Origin of the sequence: Peptoniphilus sp. BV3C26, assembly GCF_000478985.1 — a bacterium.
Taxonomy (GTDB): Bacteria; Bacillota; Clostridia; order Tissierellales; family Peptoniphilaceae; genus Peptoniphilus_B; species Peptoniphilus_B koenoeneniae.
In genome coordinates, this window is record NZ_AWXB01000039.1 from 96,685 (window position 1) to 118,477 (window position 21,793).

A 21,793-nucleotide genomic window follows, 5' to 3' on the forward strand; every position below is an offset into this window, starting at 1 on the left:
GGAAATAGAGTGTCTTTTTATATAAACATCTCTTTTTTTTATTATAAAATTCTTATTTTCCTCAATTTGATATATAATATAAAAAAGGAGGTTAATATGAACAGCTCAAATTATATTGAAATCCAAGGCACTTATTCAACAACTTTAAGAGAAGGTCAAATTGCAAGCTTCGATTTGGAAACTGATTTGAACTCTACAAGGCCTCTCTTACATAAACAATCAAGGTTTCTATACATAATTGACGGCAAGGGAAAAATTTTAATACAAAATCAAGTTCATATAATGGAACCCGGCGTTGTGATTACCCTTTTGCCTTGGCAGATAAGTGAAATAATTGAAGTAAGCGAACCTATAAGCTACTATCTTTTAATTTATTCTTTTGATCTTATTAATAATGTTATAAAAAGGATTTTTAACATAGATAACGAAGAGTTTAACATGGTTGATCTTTTATACAAAAACAATTCCATTTTTTTAAATGAATCGGATAGTCGTAAATTTAAGAGAATTTTTGAAGATATCCGTGATGAAGTAGGCATGAGAAGTGTTGACATAAATACTAATAAAATGGATTTTTCAGGTATTTATGTGGTAAGTAAACTTACAGAACTTATTGTTGAATATTTAAGACATACTAAAAAAGAATATAAAAATGAAAACACTCCTCTTCCTTCAGAAGAAATTTTTCAATATATGTACTTAAATTCTCAAAAGAAGATAAGTTTAAAAGAAATGTCAAGAATTTTCTTAATGAGTGAATCTTCAATTTCTCGTTATATATATTCCATGACAGGTCTTGGCTTTTATGATCTGTTAAATGAAATGAAATATGCCAAGGCAATTTTCTTTCTTCTTTATACAGACATGACCCTGGAAGAAATAGCTGAAATCTTAAATTACACCGATGCCGCTCACTTTTCAAAGACCTTCAACAATCGTAATGGAATGGGTTCAAAAAAATTCAGAGAAACTTATCAAAATATAAATAAAATTACTCATATAAAGCACGATAAAAATACTGGCCAAATGATTGATTACATTTACAAAAATTACTACAAAAATTTAAATATAAATTTAATATCAAAAAAATTTGATATGACTATAACTTCTATAAATGATTCCCTAAGATACCTGGTGGAATTAAATTTCTCAAACTTTTTAAATAGAATTCGTATAAATAAGGCAGCAAGTCTTTTATTAAATACTGATAAAACTATAACTGATATTGCTCTTGAAGTTGGTTACAATTCTACTAAAACTTTTAACAGAAACTTTTTAAAATTTATGAAAATTAATCCTGGAGAGTTTAGAGCCCTTGTAACTGAACAAAATGACAAGGAAAAAAACTTTTAGGAAAAAGTTGCCACATTTTTTTGTATTTAATTGAATAATATTTATGTAAACCTTGAATCTTCAAGGTTTATTTCTTTTTCTAACCTTTGTTAAAACACAAAATCATATTCCTATGATACAATTTAAGTAAATAAAATATAAGGAGGAGACTCATGAAATTTGAATTGCCACTTTTTACATGTCCTGATTTCTCTCAAGATAAATACAAAGATATGGGACAGGTAAATTTTGCAAAAGTTGAAAAAGACGGTGTAGCTCCTGATGGATTCTATCTGACTACACACATGCCCACTTTTTATCATGTAAATGGTAAATGGCATTTACCCGAACACAACTCACTAAACTGTGTTGCAGTTCTTGAAAACGAAAAGATAATTATTAAAGAACTTAGAGACTTAAAAGTTGGTGAAGAAGTTGCCCTTGGAAGAAGTCGTGACGGAAGTGAAGGTATTTTAGAATATAAAGAAGGCTTCCCACAATCTGTTTATAACACTCCAGGAAAAGCTGTAGAAACTTCTTTTTCAAGAGATTATGACACTTTATTCTCTCAAATGGAATATGAAAGAGATAACGGCGGATATATAGTTTGGGTTCTTGGACCTTCAGTTGTATTTGACCATGACACAAGAATTGCCTTAAACCACCTTGCAGAAAATGGATATATTAATTGTCTTCTTGCAGGAAATGCAATGGCTACTCACGACCTTGAAGGAGGTTTCTTAGGTACAGCTCTTGGACAAAACATCTACACTCAAGAAAATGTTCCTATGGGACACTATAACCACCTTGACTTGCTAAATGAAGTAAGAACAATTGGTTCAATCAAAAAATTTATTGATGCTGGAAATGTAAAAGACGGTATTATTAAAACTTTAACTCAAATGGATATACCTTATGTTCTTGCAGGTTCAATTCGTGATGACGGACCTCTTCCTGAAGTTCACGGTGATGTTGATGATGCTTTAACAGCTGTTAAAAAAGAACTTGATAAGGCTACTTTAATAATAGGTCTTGCAACTATGCTTCATAATGTAAGTACTGCAAACCTTGCTTCAAGTTACAGAATACGTAAAGACGGAAAAATTTCACCTGTTTATATGTATGTAATAGATGTAACTGAAAATATTGCAAACAAAGTTTGTGCAGCAAGAGAAAATGTTGCTTGTATCCCTATGATTACAAATGTTCAAGACTTTGTAGTTAACTGTGAAAAAGCACTTGTAACTCCGGCAGATAAAACTTTCGCAAGAGAAATGGAACTTCCGGAAGAAGAATATGTAGAACTTGATAAAAAACAAAAGGAAGGGGAAAGAAACAATGAAATTTGAAATGCCAAAATATCATCATCCCGACTTTGAACAAGATTTTTTAAAGAATGCACCTAATGTTACTCTTGAAGAAGTAAAAGTTGATGGAATAAGCCCAAGACACTATCATGCCCTTTCAGTTTACCCTGAATATTTCAAGATTAACGGAAAATGGGTTTTAGCTACTCAAAGTAGAATGGACACTGTTTGTGTTGCAGATGATACACCGGGAAAAGAAAGTGTAAATATAGTTGAATTCAGAAACTTAAAAAAAGGCGACAAGGTTGTAATTGGTCGTACTGAAGACGGTTCTGAAGGAATTTATATGTGGACACAAGGCTTCCTTGAAGATGCACAAGAACTTGATACTTTTGCTTTTAGAGCGGGACGTTCAAGAGAAACTGCTTTCAGTGTTGACTACGATACTCTTTATGAAGTATTAAGACACGAAAAAGCAAACAATGGATATGTAACTTTAATTGTAGGTTCAGCTCTTGCCCTTGATAGAGATTCAAGGTTAGCTCTTGAAAGACTTATAAGAAACGGTTATGTTCAAGCAATTTTCTGCGGTACTGAAACAGCAGCTTTTGACCTTGAAAAAGGAATCTTCGGAACATCTTGGGGACAAGAAACTTTTGAAAGAGAACAAAATACAACACAAAACTTATTTGATACAATAAATCTTGCAAGAAAATACGGTTCAACAAAGGCTCTTTGTGAATCAGGAAAAGTAAAAGACGGCTTTATGAAAGCCTGCGTTGAAATGAATGTACCTGTTGTAATGGCAGGAACAATTCGTGATAGACTTGGTCTTCCTGAAACAATAAACAATGTTTACGCTGCACAAAATGAAATGAGAAAGCACGCTCGTAAAACTTCAACAATTATAATGATGGGTGCTATTCTATATACAATAGCAACAGGAAACATGACTCCTTCTTACAATGAGTTTGACGGACTTATAAGACCTGTTTACATGTATACAATAGATATACAAGAATTTGCCGTAAACAAACTTTCAGATAGAGGAACTTTAACAGCTGTATCAATGGTTACAAACGTACAAGACTTTATCAGAAATGTAGATAGAGCTCTTAACGGCTGATAATTGACAAAAAAAGCGGTTTTTTATAAAATATAATTAACCCTTGGGACAATATTTTATATTGTCGGGACGGCTTAAGGCCGTCCTTTTTATTTTATTAGGAGGTAATATGAAAAAATATCTTACAGAAGAAGAATGTTACGAAATATTGGATAAGGCTGATTACGGAACTCTCGCCCTAAGTCAAGGAGAAAGGCCCTACTTAATTCCCATGAACTATACTGTAATAGATGGAGAAATTTATCTTCACACTGCAATGAAGGGAAGAAAAGTCGACATACTTAAAGAAAATAAACGTGCAGCTTTTTCTATTGTCATCTCCCACAAATTAGTGGAAGAAAAATTTACATTCAATTTCACTTCCATCCTCTATGAAGGCCTTGCTCAAATAGTTGAAAATAAAAATGAAAAAGTAAAAGTTCTTGAATCCTTAGTAAAAAAACACTCCAAAAACTTTTTACAAGAAGCAAAAAAAGTAATCGAAAGATCCTGTGACCATACACTCATAATAAGACTTAAAAAGGAAAAACTTACAGGCCGATTAAGTAAAATGGATTAAAAATTTAATAAAAGAAATTAAATTTTTAAGTTTTTTAAGGAAATAAAAATGAAATTTGCTTACTATAAAACGGACTTTGATCCTGATAAAACTTTTATAGAAATAGGTTATGAAAAGGATTTTATAAAATCTATAAAACTTTTGGACGGGATTTCTCATAAAGATGAAAAATCAAAAATAAGCGACAAATGTTTCAAAGAGTTGGAAGAATATTTTAAGGGCAAAAGAAAAAAATTCACTGTAAAATTTAAGGCTCATGGAACAGAATTTCAAGAAAAATGTTGGAAAGAACTTTTAAAAATCCCCTATGGTCAAACAAAAACCTATGGTCAAATTGCTGAAGAAATAAAAAATCCCAAAGCTGCAAGAGCTGTGGGAAATGCAAACAATAAAAATCCCCTATGGATAATAATCCCTTGCCACAGGGTTTTAGGAAAAAATGGAAGTTTAACAGGTTACGCCGGTGGACTTAAAATAAAAGAAAAGCTTTTAAAACTTGAAAAAGAAAATTTATAGGAGGTATAAATACCTCCTATTTTTTATTTCTATTCTCCATCTTTTTTCTCTTGACTTTGAACTTCTTTTAAATGTTTCAATTCCTTAAGGTCTCCCTTTCTTATAGTTTCAGCCTTTATATCAAAAATTGAAAGGGCATTTACCCAAGAAACAGCTTCCCAATTTTCTTTTCTATCCTTTTCAGGAACAAGTATTATGGAAAATTCTTCAGTTTCAAGAGGACTTGAGTCCATAATCTTTTGAAGTTCTTTAAGAATTTTTAAAGCTTCTTCAAAACTTGGATTTTCACAGAAACCATAGGCATTTGCCTTAACTTGATAGGGAAAATTATTAAAATCAATTTTTTCATCTATGGTTAAAATATTTTTATAGCTATCCTTGTCTATTGGCTCAAGGGTTATTTTATATGGAAATTTATTTTCCTCTTCAATTTTTCTTCCATATTGGTAAAGCCCCTCCATAAATCTTGAATAGGTGTTAAATATCCTATCTCCATAAGTGTCATAGATAAGTCCTCCCAACTTATTAAAGCTGAGGACAAAATTACTGTCAATACTATTTTCATCTCTTAAATGAATATCATAAGTTCCAGATTTAAAATTGTAGATGGTCTTATCTCTTATTAATTTAAGGTCTTTATAATTGTTTTCTATGTATTTATCCGCCGTCCTATCCACTAAAATTTTTGAAATCGGATTGCCGAAAAAGGAATTTGCTATAAATAAAAATATAAGTAAAAGGACTATTAAAAAAATCTTCCCTATTTTATATAAAGTTTTATTTTTTTCTTTCATAAGTTTGCTCCCTTCCTATGAATTAACAAATATCTTATCTTAAAAATATTATACATGAAATTGAAAAAAAAAAAAAAAATAGTCGGCAAAAAGAATTTTATCTTTATATTGCCGATTATTTTTAATATATTTTTAATTTATAAAAAGATCAATCTTCTATTTCCTTATAGGGATTTTCTCTGTGAAATTTTGAAAATCTTATTACTTTTTGAATTTCACCAAGGATAAGAGGAATGAAGCCTCCTATTAAAACAACTATCCATTCACGAAGACCTATATTTTCCAATTGGAAAAGTTCTCTTACGTGGGGCACATACATTACAATTACCATTAGTAAAAATGAAAAAGCTGTTGCTAAAACTAATTTACTATTGGAAAAAGGTCCTATGTGCCAAATTGTATATCTTATAGATCTTGAAGAATAAGATCTTAAAAGTTCTGCAAGAATTAAGGTTCCAAATGCCATTGTCCTTGCATATTCAAGACCTATCCCTTCTTTTCCGAACCAATTTAAACCTATTAGATAAGCACCTATTGTTGCAATTGTTATTGCTATTGATTGAACTATTACTGTAATTCTTATTTCATCATCAAGTATTGGTTCTTTAGGACTTCTTGGAGCTTCGTCCATTATTCCTTCATCACCCTTTTCTACTCCCAGAGCAAGGGCTGGAAAAGAATCTGTTACTAAATTTAACCACAAAAGTTGAATTGGAATAAGGGGTACAGGAAGATTTAATAAAATTGAAATTAAAACTATTAAAACTTCTCCTATATTACAGGACAGTAAATAGGAAACGAATTTTTTAATGTTTGAATAAATTATACGGCCTTCTTCAACGGCATTTACTATAGTTGCAAAGTTATCGTCTGTTAAAATAACTTCTGCAGTTGATTTGGCAACATCCGTTCCTGTTATACCCATGGCAATACCAATGTCCGCTTTTTTTATTGCTGGAGCATCATTTACTCCGTCTCCGGTCATGGCAGCTATGTGTCCATTTTGTTTTAAAGCTCTTACAATTTGTACTTTATTTTCAGGGCTTACTCTTGTGAAAACTCTCTTTTTCTTAACAACTTCTCTTATTTCTTCTTCAGTCATGTTGTTAAGTTCTGCCCCTACTATAGCTTCTGAAGCATCTTTTGCAATGCCCAGTTCCTTTGCTATGGCAAGTCCTGTTTCAAAATAATCTCCCGTTATCATAATTGGAATTATTCCTGCTCTTTTACATTCTTTTATTGCTTCTTTTGCTTCTGGTCTTGCAGGATCTATCATGCCTGTAAGTCCTACAAATACCATTTGATTTTCAATAGTATCTGAATTTATATTGTTGGGAAGCTCTTCAAAACTTCTGTAGGAATATGCTAAAACTCTCAAAGCTTGTCTTGCAAATTCTATATTTTTATTTAGGATTTTTTCTCTTTTTTCTTCTGTTAATTCCTTAATTTCTCCATCTTCAAGGATGTGACTGCATCTTTGTAAAATTATATCCGGTGCACCCTTTGTAAAGGAAACAACTTTTTCTTTATAGTTATGAAAAGTTGTCATCATCTTTCTTTCAGAATCAAAGGGGATTTCTTCAATTCTTTGGTGATTTTTATTTAAGTGAGCTATTTTTGTTCCCTGCTTTTCAGTAAAGGTTAAAAGAGCAATTTCAGTAGGATCTCCTCCTATTTGAACTTTTTCACCATCGAAACCAAGTCTTGCATCATTTGTAAGACCGGCTATATCTGAAAGAATTTTTAAATCTTCTATATCTTCAATTTTTTTATCCTTTGAAGAAAGTTGTCCCAGGGGAACATAACCTGTTCCGGAAACGTCTATTTCCGCATTATCTACAAAGGCTTTTACAACTGTCATTTCGTTTTGAGTAAGGGTTCCTGTTTTATCTGAGCATATTACAGTTGTTGTGCCTAGGGTTTCTACTGCAAGAAGTTTTTTAACAATTGCATTTTTATCTGCCATCTTGCCCATGCCTAAAGACAATACTATTGTTACAATAGCAGGCAGTCCTTCAGGAACTGCTGCAACTGCAAGGGCAATTGCCGTCATAAACATTTCTAAAGTGTCATTTTTATATAATTTTCCTACAATAAAAACTATTATACAAATACCAATTACAAGAAGACCCAGGGTCTTTGAAAGGCCTGCAAGTTTTTTTTGCAGGGGAGTTTCTTCATTATCTACAAGGGCTATAGAGGTCGCTATCTTTCCTATTTCACTTTGGTGACCTGTTGCTACTATAAGGCCTTTTCCACGTCCATATGAGACCACTGTGGAGCTGTAGGCTATGTTTTTTCTATCTCCTATTCCCTCATCTTTGGTATAAACTTTTTTTGCATCTTTTTCTACGGGAACTGATTCTCCAGTTAAAGAAGATTCATCAATTTTTAAGTTTTGAGATTCTATAAGTCTTAAATCTCCAGGAACTATATCGCCCGTTTCTAAAACAACCAAGTCCCCTGGAACTAAAAGACCACTTTCAATTTCCATTTCTCTTCCGTCTCTTATTATTTTTGCCTTGGGAGAACTCATTTTTTGTAATGCTGCTATAGCTTTTTCCGCTCTTCCTTCTTGATAGAGGGATAAAATTGCATTTACAACAACTATGGCTATAATTATTACCGCTTCTACCTTGTCTCCTGTAAAGGCTGATAATATTGAAGCTATTATAAGAATTATAATCATAGGGTCTAAAAATTGGTCCTTTAATTTTTCAATTAATGGCTTTTTTTCTTCCTGTTTTAATTCATTTCTTCCATATTTTTCCAGGGCCTTATTTGCCTTTTCACTACTTAGCCCTTTTTTAATGTCCGATGAAAATAATTCTGCTGTTTCATCAATTTTCTTTTTATACCAGTCCATCTTACCTCCTATAAAAAAAAGACTTTTGCTTAAAAAAACAAAAGTCTTGCATACCTTTTAGGTTTTATCAACCGGGTTTAACCGTAATGACGATTGATAAATTTTTGCTACTCCCTAATGTATTATTATTTTATCAAAAATTCTTTAATTTTTAAACTTAAATTTTATTTATTTTTATTAGGAACTAATTTTTCCATACCGCCCATATAAGGTCTTAAAGGCTCTGGAATTTTTACGCTTCCGTCTTCTTGAAGAAGATTTTCAAGAAAGGCTATTAACATTCTTGGCGGTGCAACAACTGTATTGTTTAAAGTGTGTACTAAATAATTTCCGTCTTTACCCTTTAATCTTATATTAAGTCTTCTTGCTTGAGCATCTCCCAAGTTTGAACAAGAACCTACTTCAAAATATTTCTTTTGACGAGGTGACCAAGCTTCTACATCAAGAGATTTAACTTTTAAATCAGCAAGGTCTCCTGAACAGCATTCAAGGGTTCTTACAGGGATTTCAAGACTTCTGAAAAATTCTACAGTGTTGTTCCAAAGTTGATCGTACCAATAGGGAGAATCTTCTGGTTTGCAAATTACAACCATTTCTTGTTTTTCAAATTGGTGAATTCTGTAAACTCCTCTTTCTTCTATTCCGTGAGCCCCAACTTCTTTTCTAAAACAAGGTGAATAAGAGGTTAAAGTAAGAGGCATATCTTCTTCTGGACTTATAGTATCTATAAATTTTCCTATCATTGAGTGCTCGCTTGTGCCTATTAGATATAAGTCTTCTCCTTCGATTTTATACATCATATTTTCCATTTCTGAAAAAGACATAACTCCAGTTACAACATCACTTCTAATCATAAAGGGTGGTACATAATAGGTAAAGCCCTTGTTAATCATAAAGTCTCTTGCATAAGATAAAATTGCAGAGTGAAGTCTTGCTATATCTCCTCTTAAATAATAAAAGCCGTTTCCTGATGTTTTTCTTGCAGCATCAAGATCTATTCCGTCAAAAGTTTCCATAATATCTATGTGGTAAGGAACTTCATAAGAGGGAACTTTAGGTTCTCCAAATCTTTGAAGCTCAACATTTTCACTATCGTCTTTTCCTATAGGAACTGTATCGGCAATCATTTGAGGAATTACCATCATTATTTCTTTTACTTTTGCTTCCAGATTTTTTTCTTTTTCTTCAAGGGAGTTTAGTTCTTCATTTATTTTATTGACCTCATTTTTAACTTCTTCTGCCAATTCTTTTTCTTTCTTTTGCATATGCATTCCGATTTGTTTAGAAAGGGAATTTCTTTTTGCACGAAGTTCATCTCCCTTAGTTTTTGAATCTCTAAAATCCTTATCAAGTTCAATAACTTTGTCTACAAGTTTGATTTTTTCATCTTGGAATTTTTTCTTAATATTTTCCTTTACTAAATCAGGATTTTCTCTTAAAAATTTAATATCAAGCATTTTTTTCTCCTCTCAAATTTTATTTATTATTGCATAAAAAAACCGCCCCTATAAAGGGACGGTTTAACCGCGTTGCCACCCAATTTGATTCTTTCGAATCCTCTTTAAATGTATGACTCCGAGACGGATTCAAGTTTTACGACACTTTCTTGCACCAAACGAAAGCTCTCTTAAGTCGATACGACTTTACTATTTCTCTTCACAGCCCTATTAAATTAGCTTAAATTATACATTTAAATATTTTTAAAGTCAAGATACAAAGAATCTATCTATTTCTTTTCTTCTGTATTTGCAGGAATGATTTTTACAAGTCCTGTCTTAAGCATTATTTTTGCACAAATTACTGACATTATAATGGAAATTACAATCCAAATACCTTCTTTTCCTACAACTTTACCACCTGTCAAATGCCAAATAATCATGATTACTGCAGGAACACATAGGGGTAAAAGTTTATTCTTAACAGTATTTTTACCTGATTTATTTCCTGAAAGCATTGTATAGAATAAGGAACCAAATAGGGCAGGTAAAATATATTTAGATGCTACTTGAACTGGTTCTGATTGTAAAAATGGTTGAAGAGGAATTAAAAGAACAACTCCTAAGGCTATTATTAACATTGTAATAAGTGATGATGAAGCTATTGCAATCAAACTTATTACATCAGATTCTTCAGTGCCTTGTTCCAAGTTCATAAGAGCTTGAGCGTTTAAAGCACAGGGGATTTTTAAGTTTGTAACATTTCCGGTTATATATGCAAGATAAGTTCCAGATCCTAAAATAGGTCCATAACTTATAAATTCTGCAAGAACTGTTGGAATGAAAACTGCAAGAAGAGTACTTGCTATGGCTAAAACTTCTTTTAAATCAAATCTTAAGCTGTAAGATACTGCAATTAAATATGGAACTAAAAGCATGGCACCTATACTTAATATGGATCCTATTCTTCCTACTCTGTGAATTGTATTAAAATATTTTGTTTTTTGTAAATCTTTATTATCCATGATTTCCTCCTATAAAAGCATGCTTTCAAAAATAATTGAAAGTCCCATTCCTACAATAAGTGCAAAGGCTAAAACAAATTCTTTCATCCAAGATATCTTCATCTTTTCTGCAAGTTTTAAAAGAATAAGGGAAACTAAAAAACTTGCTGCAAAAACAAGAATGGAAACTTTTCCTTTAAGTAGTTGAGATACTGAAAGTACTGTAATCATTGCAAGAGTGAAGTAACCTATTATTAAAGTACCTTCTGCTCCACTCTTAGTTTTAAATTTTGTTACTCCCTTGTGGTAAGACTTACCTAAGAATATATTTAAAACTGCTGCAAAAATTATACTTATACTCATTACCATAAAAATTGCAGGAACTAAGTTTACATCCGTTCCATTTATAAATTCCGACATGTTTTCATAACCTGCAGCACTTGTTACCATACTTGCAGCAGTAAGCTCATACATAAGAGCTCCTATAACTGATAGTCTAAACCATGCCCAGGGTGTACCTACAACTGTAGATAAACTTGCAAGTCCTATGTCTATTGATACTGATGGCACTATAGAAAAAAGTACCGATGATTTTATAACCTTATTAATATCTTTATTAGTAAATCCCAGTTCTTTTGCTCTTTTTATTGCAAGTCTTAAAGATACTAAGATAAACACAACTACTATAATTAGGGAACAAATTACCATAATATATAGTGATTTCCCATTGACTATATCTCTAACGTTCATAATAACCTCCTGTTAAAATTATGCTTGAATTTTTGGATCTCTTATTTTTAATTCTTTAGGTATTGGAGAAATATATTTTTCTCCTCTTTCTTCAATTAATTCTTCTTTTGCTTTTTTTATAATTTCAGGATTATTTAAAGCTCTTATTGCAGTTAGGGCTAAAGTGCCAACTGCTCTATCCATACCTTTTTTTGCAATTTCAGTTTTTCCTTGAGAAACTCTTTGCCAAGAGTGAAGAGGAGTTGCAAAGGCTGCTGTTGAAATTAAACATTGGGCTGTGGGAACGCATTTACTAAAATCTCCAACATCTGTTGAGCCGTTTGCCATATCTGAATTTTTTCCCATTATTATAATATCACTTACAAGGCCTTTTTCTGCATATTCCTTAGCCTTGGCCATGCCTACAAATCTTGACAGACTTTTTACGGTTCCGTCTATAATTTCAGGACTTAAAGTGGTCATAAATTTTTTTGCTTCCTTGTAATCTTCTTGACTATAATCTTGACCTCCTATATCTTTTAAAGCTTCTTCCATTAATTTTGTCAAAGTTGGGTTTGGAAGATAATCTGAAATCGCCAAATCAAATTCAACATCTAACTTAGTTCCTGTCATAAGAGCTGCACCTTTTGCACAATCTACAACTCTTTCATAGGCTGACATGGCATCTTCCATCCTTGGAGCTCTTATAAAATAATAAACTGCCCCACTTGCTTGAACTACATTTGGAGCCTTTCCTCCAACATCCAAGTACGAATAGTGCATTCTAATATCACTTTTAACATGTTCTCTTAAATAATTAACTCCCACATTCATAAGTTCGCAGGCATCAAGAGCAGATCTACCTAACTCAGGAGATGCAGCTGCGTGAGAGCTTATTCCCTTAAATTTAAAAGTTGCAATTACATTTGCAAGAGATCCACATTCCCAAACAGAATTTACTGAAGCGGGATGCCAAGTAAAACCTATGTCCAAACCGTCAAAAATTCCATCTCTTGCCATAAATGTTTTTCCGGCATCTCTTTCTTCAGAAGGAGTCCCGAAAATTTTAATTGTTCCCTTTTTATTTTCTTTTTCCATGTAGGCCTTTAAAACAAAAGCTGCAGCTATTGCACCTACTCCCAAAAGATTGTGGCCACAACCATGACCGGCTCCTTTTTCTGTCAAAGCTTCCTGTTTCAAAGAACATTCCTTTTGGCTAAGTCCGGGTAGAGCATCATACTCTGCTGTAAAAGCGATTGCAGGCTTACCTTCTCCCCAAGTTGCCACAAAACTTGTAGGCATATCCGCAAGACCTTCTTTAACTTCAAAGCCTTCTTTTCTAATTGCATCGCAAAGAATTTTTTGGCTTTTAAATTCTTCTAGACCCAGCTCTGGATTGTCCCAAATGGCATCACTTAGCTTTCTGTAGCCTTCTTTCTTGCTGTCAATAATTTCTTTTACAATTTTTACGTCTTCCATTAAATCTCTCCCTTCTTTAAGTTTAAAAAAACTTTTATTTTAAGTATCATATCACCCTGCTAATAAACAATCAAATTAGCAAAATATAATATGATATACGTTTTCAAGTCATTTTACAAATAAAAAAGAGCAAAATTAATTGCTCTTTTAAAATCTATTCTTCTGCTTTTAAAATCTTTCTTGCTTCTTCCAGTTGACTTTCCTCTTCTTTACTCAATTTTGGAAATTCCGGATTCATTTTTTCAAGTTTTTGTCTTAAAATCTCGGAAATTAAAAACCTTGAAAACCATTTTTGGTCAGCCGGTAAAATATACCAGGGGGCATATTCCGTTGAAGTATTTTTTAAAACGCTTTCATAAGTTTTCATATATTTTTCAAAGTATTTTCTCTCTTCAATGTCTGAATAGGAAAATTTCCAATGTTTATCAGGTCTTTCAACCCTATCAAGAAGTCTTAAACGTTGTTCTTCCTTCGAAACATGTAAAAAGAATTTTAAAACTTCAAAGCCATTTTCATAAAGATATTTTTCAAAATCATTTATCTGTCTGTATCTTTTTTTCCAAACATCATCTTCAATTAATTCTTCAGGAAGATTTGAATTTTCTAAAAGATTATGAACTCTTGTAACTATAACATCTTCATAGTGACTTCTGTTAAAAATACCTATTTCTCCTCTTGCCGGAAGAGCCTTATTTATTCTCCACAAATAATCATGGTCCAGTTCTTCATTAGAAGGCTGTTTAAAAGCTCTCACAGGCGTTCCCTGAGGGTTTAAAGCGGTCAGGACATGTTTTATTATACCGTCTTTTCCAGCAGCGTCCATGGCCTGTAAAACTATTACAATACCTCTTTGGTTTTCAGCATATAATTTTTCTTGTAAAACTTTTAAAACTTCAAGATTTTCCGGTGTAAGTTCTTTTTTTGTAATATCTTTTTCAAAATCTTTTGGAGCTCTTGTTGAAAATTTTCCCAAGTTAATAGGTTTGTCATGTATAACCCTATATTTTTCAGTATTCATTTTTTAACTCCTTTCGTATTAAATATTTAAACATAATTAATTTATTTGATCAATTAAATTTACCATTTCTATAGCTGAAACTGCTGCTTCAAATCCTTTATTTCCAGCTTTTGTCCCTGCACGTTCTATGGCCTGTTCAATAGAATCTGTTGTAAGGACTCCAAATATTACTGGAATTCCTGTTTTTAAAGATGTTTGTGCAATTCCCTTTGAAACTTCACTTGAAACATATTCAAAATGAGAAGTTGCTCCTCTTATTACTGCTCCAAGACAAATTACAGCATGAAATTTTTTTGATTCTGCACACTTTTGAGCTATAAGGGGAATTTCAAAAGCACCAGGAACCCAAAAAATCTCAATTTCATCTTCTTTTACTCCATGACGACTTAAGCCGTCTATAGCTCCGTCCAATAATTTTGATCCTATAAATTCATTAAATCTTCCTACTATTATTGCAAACTTTTTACCTTTTGCAGTAAGGTCTCCACCGTGAATTCTCATTTTTCCTCCTCAAATTCTTTTAAAATATGTTTCATTTTTTTTGCTTTGGTCTTTAAATAAAATCTGTCCACTTCATTTGACTTAATTTCTATGGGGACTCTTTCCTTTATTTCCATTCCATATTCTTCCAAAGAATATACCTTGTCTGGATTGTTTGTTAAAAGCCTTAATTCATGAACTCCCAAGTCTTGTAAAATTTGTGCCCCCTTGGAATAATCTCTCATATCTTCAGGAAAACCCAAAGCAAGATTTGCTTCAACTGTATCCATACCTTGGTCTTGAAGGGCATAGGCACGAATTTTATTTAAAAGTCCTATTCCTCTTCCTTCCTGTCTCATGTACAAAAGGATGCCTCTACCCTCTTCATTAATTCTTTTCATGGCAAGTTGTAGCTGATTTCCACAGTCGCACCTTAAAGAACCGAAAGCATCTCCTGTTAAACATTCAGAGTGAACTCTGCAAAGAAGATTTTTTCCATCTCCTATATTTCCCTTAACAAGGGCAACATGATGTTCTCCAGTAATAGTGTCTAAATAGGCGTGAGCTGTAAACTCTCCATATTTTGTAGGAAGTTTTGCCACAGCTATTTTTCTCACCATTTTTTCATGTTTCTTTCTATATTTTGCAATGGCATCAATAGTTGTGATTTTCATATTAAACTTTTCAGCAAGGGCAAAAATATCCTTTCCCCTTAACATGTGGCCGTCTTCAGCCATAATTTCACAACAAAGACCAATTTCTTTAAGACCTGCTATTTTTAAAAGATCTACAGTTCCTTCTGTATGACCCCTTCTTACTAAAACTCCCCCTGTCCTTGCAATTAAAGGAAACATATGACCCGGTCTTCTAAAATCTTCAGGACTTGCAGAATCTTCTGTTGTTTTTATTGCAGTTAAACTTCTTTCATAGGCAGAAATTCCCGTACTTGTATCCTTATGATCAATTGAAACTGTAAATGCCGTTGAATGATTATCTGTGTTTTCATTTACCATTTGAGGTAAACCAAGTTTTTCTCCATAAAACTTACTCATGGGCATACAGATTAAGCCCCTGGCATATTTTGCCATCATATTAATATTTTCAGGACTGGCAAATTCCGCCGCACAAATAAAATCTCCTTCATTTTCCCTGTCTGGATCATCAGTAACAATGATTATTTCTCCATTTTTAAGTGCTTTTACAACTTCTTCAATAGTATTAATTTTCATATCTACTCCTTAAAAATCTTTAAGCAAGTCCATTGAAATTTCACTTTCCCTATAGGGAGTAAAAAGTCTTTCAATGTACCTACCTATAATATCAGTTTCAATATTTATTAAATCTCCTGTCCTAAGTTTGGTAAGGGTGGTTTCCTTTAAAGTTGTGGGAATAATGGAAACTACAAAAGAATCTGCATTTACTTTTGATACTGTAAGAGAGATTCCGTTAAGGGTAACTGAACCTTTCTTTACTATATACTTTAAAATTTCTTTAGAGGCGCTCATGTGATATTCCACAAGATTATTTAAATTTACAATTTTTATTATCCTGCCCAGTCCATCAACGTGGCCTTGAACAATATGACCATTTAATCTCCCATTAGAAGGAAGAGCTCTTTCAAGATTTACAAAAGAACCCTTTTTTATTTCTTTTAAAGTCGTCCCATCAATAGTTGCCTTCATAATATCAGCCTCAAAAAAATCTTTGCCTAAATTTGTAACTGTAAGGCAAACTCCATTTGTTGCAATGGACTCTCCAAGACCTATGTCAGTAACTTTTTTTGCCCTAATTTTAATTTTATAAAGGTCATTTTTCTTTTGTATACTTTCAACTAGTCCCACTTCTTCAATTATTCCGGTAAACATATTTCACCTCTTATGCACAAATCTTCATCAAACCTGTCAATTTTTATATTTTTTAAACTTATGGAATCTTCTAAATTTTTAAAACCTTGACCTTCAACACTTGTAAGAGCATCTCTTCCTCCTATTATTTTAGGAGCTAAGAAAAAATATCCGTAATTTACGAGACCCTCACTTAACATGGAAAAATTTAAATTCCCCCCTCCTTCAAGAAGGATACTTGAAATATTTTTTGAACCTAAATCCTTAAGCATTTCCCTTAAATCCACTTGCTTATCTGAATTTGTTACAACAATTTCAAGGTTTTCAACCTTACAAAGTTTTTTATAAACTTCCCTGTCATAACTTTTGCTTGTATAGATATAAGTTTTACTTCCTATATCTTTTTTTAAGAGCTTTGAATCCAAAGGAATCCTAAGCTTAGAATCCACAATAATTCTATTGGGCTGAGATGGATTTAAAATATCTCTTACATTAAGACTTGGATCATCTTTAATAATTGTATTTATGCCAACTAAAATTCCGTCTAAATCATTTCTTAAACTATGGGCAAATCTTCTTGAAGCTTCAGAACTTATCCACTTGGAATTTCCTGTAAAAGTTGCAATTTTTCCATCAAGACTTGTTGCAGTTTTCAAAACTACATAAGGTCTTTTATTTTTAATAAAATAAAAAACTTTTTGTTTAAGTCCCGACATTGGTCTTCTAAAACTCCTAGCCTTACTTCAATTCCATTGTCCCTTAATTTTTGAATCCCCTTGCCTGCAACTTTTTCATTTGAATCAAGGCAGCCCACCACAACTCTTTTAATTTTTGATTTAATAATTAAATCTGTACATGGTGGAGTCTTGCCAAAATGAGAGCAGGGCTCCAGGTTTACATAAAGATCTGATCCTTCAAGAGAAACCTTTGAATTTAAAATTGCATTTCTTTCAGCATGGTTTTCTCCAAATTTTTCATGATAACCCTGAGAAATAATCTTCCCATCTTTTACAATAACGCACCCTACAAGAGGGTTTGACCTTGTGTGTCCTCTTCCAAGTTTTGCAAGTTCAATTGTTTTTTTAATAAATAATTCGTCTAATTCCATAAAAAAAAGCCCCTTTCAAGGCTTACAAAAATATTACTTCTTTCATCCGGACTATAACCGTCGGTATCGGAATTTCACCGATTCATGCAAATGCTCGCGGACTTTACCGCCGGTGAGGAATTACACCTCGCCCTGAAGATTTAAAAATATCTACTTAATTAATATAATAGCATTATGGTAAATTATGTCAAGTTAATGTTTTCATAGTCCTTCGTTAAAAATTCCCTAGCAAATTTTACTTGAGCAAGACTTCCATATTTTAAAGCCCTCTCATCCATGTCAAAATGCTCATTGTGATGCTCTGAATAAATTCCTTTTTCCCTATTTCTAATTCCTACAAAGGCAAATAAACTAGGGGCTAGGCTCCTATAAAAACTGAAAGATTCTGAAGCAAACCAAATTTCCTTTTGATGAAGATCAAAAATTTCAAGATCCCTTATGGCGAAATTTGCCAGATTGGAAAGTTTTTCATCATTTATAACAGGACCTTCCTTAAAGCCGGACTCCTTGGTAAATTCAAGGCTACACCTACTAGCGGCACTTATATTTTCCGCAACATTTTTTAAAACTTCATAAGCTTTTTTCCCTTCATCCACATCATAAAATCTCATTGTTCCCGTGACCCTTACAGTGTCTGGAATAATATTTCTCTGTTGACCTCCATTTATTGAACCCAGACCTAAAGTAACAGTTTTAGTAACATCAATTTGATTTACCCAAGCAGAAGCTATGCCATTAATAATATTTGCAGCTGCAAAAATTGGATTAATAGAAAGATCTGGTCTGGAACCATGTCCACCCTTTCCATGAACGGTAAAATCAATTATGGCAGATCCTGCCATAACAGGGCCTGGAGTAAAACTTATAGATCCCACATCCATAAAAGAAACTAAATGATTTCCATAAATTCCATCAATCTTAAATTTTTTAAGCTCCTCTATCATAGGTTGGATACCCGTTCCCAATTCTTCTCCCTCTTCAAAAATAAAAATGATTTTTCCCCTTAGATCCTCCTTATATTTTGTCAAAATTTTTGCAGAATTAAGAAGCATTGCCATATGGCCGTCATGACCACAGGCATGCATAATGCCCTTATTTTCAGAAACCGAAACTTTTTCACAAGTCATATTGCACTTATTTTCCTCAATGGGAAGGCCGTCAATATCAGATCTTATACCCAATGTTTTCCCCGGCTTTTTTGTATCAAGGACAGCATAAAAGCCCGTCCCCTTCACCTCTTTAATTTCTAAACCCAAACTTTTCATCTGATCTTTTAAAAATTCAGAAGTTTTTATTTCTTTTCCCGAAAGCTCCGGATGAGTATGAAAAAATCTTCTAGTTTTTACCAAAAAATCAAAACTATTTTCTATTTCATCAATAATTTTTCTGTCAAAATCATCCATCTTTATCTCCTTAAATAATTTCACTAATAGTTTATCAATAAATAACTTGTATGTTAAATAAAAAAATAACCCGACTTATAAAGCGAGTTATTTTTCTCTCTTATTTTACAAAAACATATTTTTTCATTCTGTCAAAAGCTTCTTTAACTCTTGATAGAGGTAGAGCTAAGTTCAATCTTATGTGGTGAGGTCCATGGAACATTCTACCATCTTGCCATGCTACTCCAACATCCCAGCCTGCTTTTTCTATTTCTTCTATACTTACATTATTTTTCTTGCAATATTCAGTGCAATCTATAAAAAGCATATAAGTTCCTTGAGGCTTGCTGTATTTTACTCCTTCAAAGTTTTCGTCAATGAATTTTGTTGCATACTCAAGATTTCCCTTTATTACTTCAAGCATTTCTTGAGCCCATTGATCTCCTGTTTCGGAGTAAGCTCCTATTAGTCCGTACATTGATAACACGTTCATATCATTATAATGGCTTAAAGATGATTCTTTTAAGACCCTATCTCTTAGCCAGTCATTATAAATTATATGATAGCTTCCTATTAAGCCTGCAAGGTTAAAAGTTTTTGATGGAGCATATAGGGCTATGGTCCTTTGTTTTGCGTCTTCTGATACTGATTGTGTAGCTACATGACGATTTTCTCCCACTATTATGTCTGACCAAATTTCATCTGATATTACATATACATTATGTTTTTTGTAGATTTCCATTGCCTTTTCTACTTCTTCTTTTTCCCATACTCTTCCTGTAGGATTGTGAGGTGAGCAGAATATTGCAGCGTGGATATTGTTTTCTACAATCTTCTTTTCCATGTCTTCATAGTCCATTCTATAGATGTTGTTTTCATCTAAAACCAGTGGAGAATGAATTATATTGTAGCCGTTATTTTCCAAAGATCCTGTAAAACCTATATAAGTTGGTGAATGTAAAAGGACATTGTCGCCCTTTGAACAGATTACGTTCATAGCACTTATAAGTCCACCCAAAACTCCATTTTCATATCCTATATATTCTTCTTTAATGTCATCTACATGTTTGTATTTTTTGTGCCAGTTAATAATGGCTTCAAAATATTCTTTTCTTGGTGCAAAATATCCATATAGAGGGTGTTTTGTCCTTTCTATAATAGCTTCAGGAATACTTGGTGCAGTTTCAAAGTTCATGTCTGCAACCCACATGGGGATTATGTCAAACCCTGCCTTAGGTTTATCTGGTGCAAAACCCGGTCTCTGACCTAAAACTTCTACTGCTATGGCATCTTTTCCCATTCTGTCTATTATTTTTTCAAAATTGTATTTCATTTTTCCTCCTTACTTAAAATATAAAAACTCATAATAATATTATATCCCATCTTTTTTATTATTAAAAAGATACAAAAAAATTAAGACAAAATAAAAATTTACTTTGTCTTAATGAATAATTATTTTTCAATCTTTTATTGCTTTTTCTTCTTCCGTTCTCATAAGACCGAAGTGTATAGTAATTAGAGCTGCGATTATTAATGCAAAGAAGTAGAAAGAATATTTCAACACCTCTATAGGTGATGCGTTGGAAAGTCCTGTTACTATTAGCATTCCTCCGTCATGAGGCATTAGGGCAATAAAGGCACAGGCAAAGATATCTAAAAGCGATGCTAACCTCTTTGGAGCTATATTATATTTCGAGCCAATTTCTTTTGCCATTGGTGCCGCTATAATTATTGCTATTGTATTGTTAATCAAAGCAGCTGATAAGATTCCTGACAAAAATGATATCCCATATTCTGCTCCACGACGGGTTTTGATTCTCGAAGTTATTGCATTTACCAGCCACTCAACTCCACCATAATATCTTACAAGACCAATAATTCCAGATACTAAAATAGCCACAATAGTTATACTAAACATATCGGACATTCCTTCCCCTGTTGCTTGTGCCCAAGTAATAATAGTTAAATTACCTTGAACGAGACCTATTAGCCCGGATAATAAAATTCCCGAAAATAATACAACGGCAACATTAACGCCCATAAGAGCTGTAATTAATACTGAAATATAGGGAAGTATCTGTATTAAGTCATAGTCAGGCTTTTCAACTATAGCCCCTGAACCTCCTAAAATTCCATAAAGAATTGCAGCAACTATGGCAGCAGGTAAAGCAATTAAAAAGTTCATTTTAAATTTATCCTTCATTTCAGCGCCAACCCCTTGAGTAGCTGAAATTGTAGTATCTGATATCATAGAAAGGTTATCGCCGAAATATGAACCTCCTATAACAGCTGCACATGTAAGAGGTACATTTAAACCTGCCCCTTGAGCAACGCTTAAAGCAACTGGTGCAAGGGCTGCAACTGTACCCATAGATGTTCCTATAGATGTAGAAATAAAAGCACCCATTAAAAATATACCAGGAACTAAAAATTGTGATGGTATATGATTTAAGCAGAAATTAACAACAGAGTCCTTTCCGCCCATAGCCGCTGCAGTTCCTTGAAAACCACCAGCTAAAAGGTAAATAAGACCTATCATCATAACTCCTGAATTTCCCATATTTTCACATAAAATATCAATTTTTTTACCTATAGGAGTTGTTCTTTCCATAATTAAAGCTATAGCTATACCTACAAAAAGGGCAACATGTCTTGGAAATTTACTAAATGGTGATTCAACACCTTGAACTGTAAAAAACAGTCCTATTCCCACATAAAGTACTAAAAACACAATTAGTGGTAAAAAGGCTAAAAAGCCAAACTTTTTTTCATTTTTCATATGTATCTCCTTAATTTTAACCCTATAAGGCTTG

Annotated in this window: 18 protein-coding genes, 1 pseudogene, 1 riboswitch and 1 other annotated feature; of the genes and pseudogenes, 5 read left to right on the forward strand and 14 right to left on the reverse strand. The window is 32.7% G+C overall.

What is annotated here, in order from left to right:
• Positions 1–96 precede the first annotated feature (96 nt).
• The 5 genes from HMPREF1253_RS03650 to HMPREF1253_RS03670 all read left to right on the forward strand — a co-directional run bounded on the left by HMPREF1253_RS03650 (position 97) and on the right by HMPREF1253_RS03670 (position 4,840).
• The gene (locus HMPREF1253_RS03650) at positions 97–1,353 is read left to right on the forward strand and encodes an AraC family transcriptional regulator (protein WP_023055360.1); all 1,257 of its coding nucleotides are present in this window, start codon (positions 97–99) and stop codon (positions 1,351–1,353) included.
• Between the two features lie 152 nt (positions 1,354–1,505).
• The gene (locus HMPREF1253_RS03655) at positions 1,506–2,681 is read left to right on the forward strand and encodes a hypothetical protein (protein ID WP_023055410.1); all 1,176 of its coding nucleotides are present in this window, start codon (positions 1,506–1,508) and stop codon (positions 2,679–2,681) included.
• Positions 2,671–3,765 (forward strand): hypothetical protein, encoded by a 1,095-nt coding sequence (locus tag HMPREF1253_RS03660; protein WP_023055441.1) that lies wholly within the window; start codon positions 2,671–2,673, stop codon positions 3,763–3,765. Before HMPREF1253_RS03655 ends, HMPREF1253_RS03660 begins: the two co-directional genes overlap by 11 nt.
• A 109-nt stretch (positions 3,766–3,874) precedes the next feature.
• On the forward strand, positions 3,875–4,324 hold the full coding sequence (locus tag HMPREF1253_RS03665) for a pyridoxamine 5'-phosphate oxidase family protein (protein WP_023055370.1): 450 nt from the start codon (positions 3,875–3,877) through the stop codon (positions 4,322–4,324).
• A gap of 48 nt (positions 4,325–4,372) precedes the next feature.
• On the forward strand, positions 4,373–4,840 hold the full coding sequence (locus HMPREF1253_RS03670) for a methylated-DNA--[protein]-cysteine S-methyltransferase (RefSeq protein WP_023055389.1): 468 nt from the start codon (positions 4,373–4,375) through the stop codon (positions 4,838–4,840).
• 29 nt (positions 4,841–4,869) lie between these two features.
• Here HMPREF1253_RS03670 and HMPREF1253_RS03675 read toward each other — a convergent pair whose 3' ends face one another.
• The 14 genes and pseudogenes from HMPREF1253_RS03675 to HMPREF1253_RS03740 form a co-directional block, all read right to left on the reverse strand.
• A complete protein-coding gene (locus tag HMPREF1253_RS03675) occupies positions 4,870–5,634 on the reverse strand; it encodes a hypothetical protein (RefSeq protein ID WP_023055386.1) in 765 nt (254 codons plus the stop codon).
• Positions 5,635–5,782: 148 nt separating this feature from the next.
• Positions 5,783–8,500 (reverse strand): calcium-translocating P-type ATPase, PMCA-type, encoded by a 2,718-nt coding sequence (locus HMPREF1253_RS03680; protein ID WP_023055415.1) that lies wholly within the window; start codon positions 8,498–8,500, stop codon positions 5,783–5,785.
• A 164-nt stretch (positions 8,501–8,664) separates the two neighbouring features.
• Positions 8,665–9,957: a serine--tRNA ligase gene (serS, locus tag HMPREF1253_RS03685; RefSeq protein WP_023055347.1), complete on the reverse strand. Its 1,293-nt coding sequence runs from the start codon at positions 9,955–9,957 to the stop codon at positions 8,665–8,667.
• Between the two features lie 51 nt (positions 9,958–10,008).
• Positions 10,009–10,169: a binding site (T-box leader), on the reverse strand.
• 57 nt (positions 10,170–10,226) lie between these two features.
• Complete coding sequence (locus HMPREF1253_RS03690) at positions 10,227–10,961, reverse strand: hypothetical protein (protein WP_023055428.1); 735 nt, start codon at positions 10,959–10,961, stop codon at positions 10,227–10,229.
• 9 nt (positions 10,962–10,970) lie between these two features.
• A complete protein-coding gene (locus tag HMPREF1253_RS03695; RefSeq protein WP_023055321.1) occupies positions 10,971–11,690 on the reverse strand; it encodes a DUF5058 family protein in 720 nt (239 codons plus the stop codon).
• 18 nt (positions 11,691–11,708) lie between these two features.
• Positions 11,709–13,148 (reverse strand): amidohydrolase, encoded by a 1,440-nt coding sequence (locus HMPREF1253_RS03700; RefSeq protein ID WP_023055405.1) that lies wholly within the window; start codon positions 13,146–13,148, stop codon positions 11,709–11,711.
• Between the two features lie 154 nt (positions 13,149–13,302).
• Positions 13,303–14,166, reverse strand: a complete 864-nt coding sequence (locus HMPREF1253_RS03705) for a polyphosphate kinase 2 family protein (protein WP_023055353.1) — start codon at positions 14,164–14,166, stop codon at positions 13,303–13,305.
• A gap of 36 nt (positions 14,167–14,202) precedes the next feature.
• Complete coding sequence (gene ribE / locus HMPREF1253_RS03710) at positions 14,203–14,667, reverse strand: 6,7-dimethyl-8-ribityllumazine synthase (protein ID WP_023055341.1); 465 nt, start codon at positions 14,665–14,667, stop codon at positions 14,203–14,205.
• Positions 14,664–15,875: a bifunctional 3,4-dihydroxy-2-butanone-4-phosphate synthase/GTP cyclohydrolase II gene (locus HMPREF1253_RS03715; RefSeq protein ID WP_023055350.1), complete on the reverse strand. Its 1,212-nt coding sequence runs from the start codon at positions 15,873–15,875 to the stop codon at positions 14,664–14,666. The genes ribE and HMPREF1253_RS03715 overlap by 4 nt, the downstream gene beginning before the upstream one ends.
• A 9-nt stretch (positions 15,876–15,884) precedes the next feature.
• The gene (locus HMPREF1253_RS03720; protein WP_023055434.1) at positions 15,885–16,511 is read right to left on the reverse strand and encodes a riboflavin synthase; all 627 of its coding nucleotides are present in this window, start codon (positions 16,509–16,511) and stop codon (positions 15,885–15,887) included.
• Positions 16,496–17,538: pseudogene (gene ribD / locus HMPREF1253_RS10445) on the reverse strand (bifunctional diaminohydroxyphosphoribosylaminopyrimidine deaminase/5-amino-6-(5-phosphoribosylamino)uracil reductase RibD); the annotation flags it as partial. The pseudogene ribD and the gene HMPREF1253_RS03720, both read right to left, overlap by 16 nt.
• Positions 17,539–17,628: 90 nt before the next feature.
• Positions 17,629–17,742: riboswitch (FMN riboswitch) on the reverse strand.
• Between the two features lie 38 nt (positions 17,743–17,780).
• Positions 17,781–19,001 carry an amidohydrolase gene (locus tag HMPREF1253_RS03730; protein ID WP_023055422.1) on the reverse strand — a complete coding sequence of 407 codons (1,221 nt, stop codon included), beginning with the start codon at positions 18,999–19,001 and terminating at the stop codon, positions 17,781–17,783.
• A gap of 100 nt (positions 19,002–19,101) precedes the next feature.
• Positions 19,102–20,313 (reverse strand): MalY/PatB family protein, encoded by a 1,212-nt coding sequence (locus HMPREF1253_RS03735; protein WP_023055423.1) that lies wholly within the window; start codon positions 20,311–20,313, stop codon positions 19,102–19,104.
• A 126-nt stretch (positions 20,314–20,439) separates the two neighbouring features.
• Entirely contained in the window at positions 20,440–21,759 is a 1,320-nt protein-coding gene (locus HMPREF1253_RS03740; protein ID WP_023055318.1) for a Na+/H+ antiporter NhaC family protein, read from the reverse strand.
• Positions 21,760–21,793 lie beyond the last annotated feature (34 nt).

Coding starts and splice junctions, on each gene's coding strand:
- HMPREF1253_RS03650 (WP_023055360.1), top strand. CDS start 97: ATGAACAGCTCAAATTATATTGAAATCCAAGGCACTTATTCAACAACT.
- HMPREF1253_RS03655 (WP_023055410.1), top strand. CDS start 1,506: ATGAAATTTGAATTGCCACTTTTTACATGTCCTGATTTCTCTCAAGAT.
- HMPREF1253_RS03660 (WP_023055441.1), top strand. CDS start 2,671: ATGAAATTTGAAATGCCAAAATATCATCATCCCGACTTTGAACAAGAT.
- HMPREF1253_RS03665 (WP_023055370.1), top strand. CDS start 3,875: ATGAAAAAATATCTTACAGAAGAAGAATGTTACGAAATATTGGATAAG.
- HMPREF1253_RS03670 (WP_023055389.1), top strand. CDS start 4,373: ATGAAATTTGCTTACTATAAAACGGACTTTGATCCTGATAAAACTTTT.
- HMPREF1253_RS03675 (WP_023055386.1), bottom strand. CDS start 5,634: ATGAAAGAAAAAAATAAAACTTTATATAAAATAGGGAAGATTTTTTTA.
- HMPREF1253_RS03680 (WP_023055415.1), bottom strand. CDS start 8,500: ATGGACTGGTATAAAAAGAAAATTGATGAAACAGCAGAATTATTTTCA.
- serS (WP_023055347.1), bottom strand. CDS start 9,957: ATGCTTGATATTAAATTTTTAAGAGAAAATCCTGATTTAGTAAAGGAA.
- HMPREF1253_RS03690 (WP_023055428.1), bottom strand. CDS start 10,961: ATGGATAATAAAGATTTACAAAAAACAAAATATTTTAATACAATTCAC.
- HMPREF1253_RS03695 (WP_023055321.1), bottom strand. CDS start 11,690: ATGAACGTTAGAGATATAGTCAATGGGAAATCACTATATATTATGGTA.
- HMPREF1253_RS03700 (WP_023055405.1), bottom strand. CDS start 13,148: ATGGAAGACGTAAAAATTGTAAAAGAAATTATTGACAGCAAGAAAGAA.
- HMPREF1253_RS03705 (WP_023055353.1), bottom strand. CDS start 14,166: ATGAATACTGAAAAATATAGGGTTATACATGACAAACCTATTAACTTG.
- ribE (WP_023055341.1), bottom strand. CDS start 14,667: ATGAGAATTCACGGTGGAGACCTTACTGCAAAAGGTAAAAAGTTTGCA.
- HMPREF1253_RS03715 (WP_023055350.1), bottom strand. CDS start 15,875: ATGAAAATTAATACTATTGAAGAAGTTGTAAAAGCACTTAAAAATGGA.
- HMPREF1253_RS03720 (WP_023055434.1), bottom strand. CDS start 16,511: ATGTTTACCGGAATAATTGAAGAAGTGGGACTAGTTGAAAGTATACAA.
- HMPREF1253_RS03730 (WP_023055422.1), bottom strand. CDS start 19,001: ATGGATGATTTTGACAGAAAAATTATTGATGAAATAGAAAATAGTTTT.
- HMPREF1253_RS03735 (WP_023055423.1), bottom strand. CDS start 20,313: ATGAAATACAATTTTGAAAAAATAATAGACAGAATGGGAAAAGATGCC.
- HMPREF1253_RS03740 (WP_023055318.1), bottom strand. CDS start 21,759: ATGAAAAATGAAAAAAAGTTTGGCTTTTTAGCCTTTTTACCACTAATT.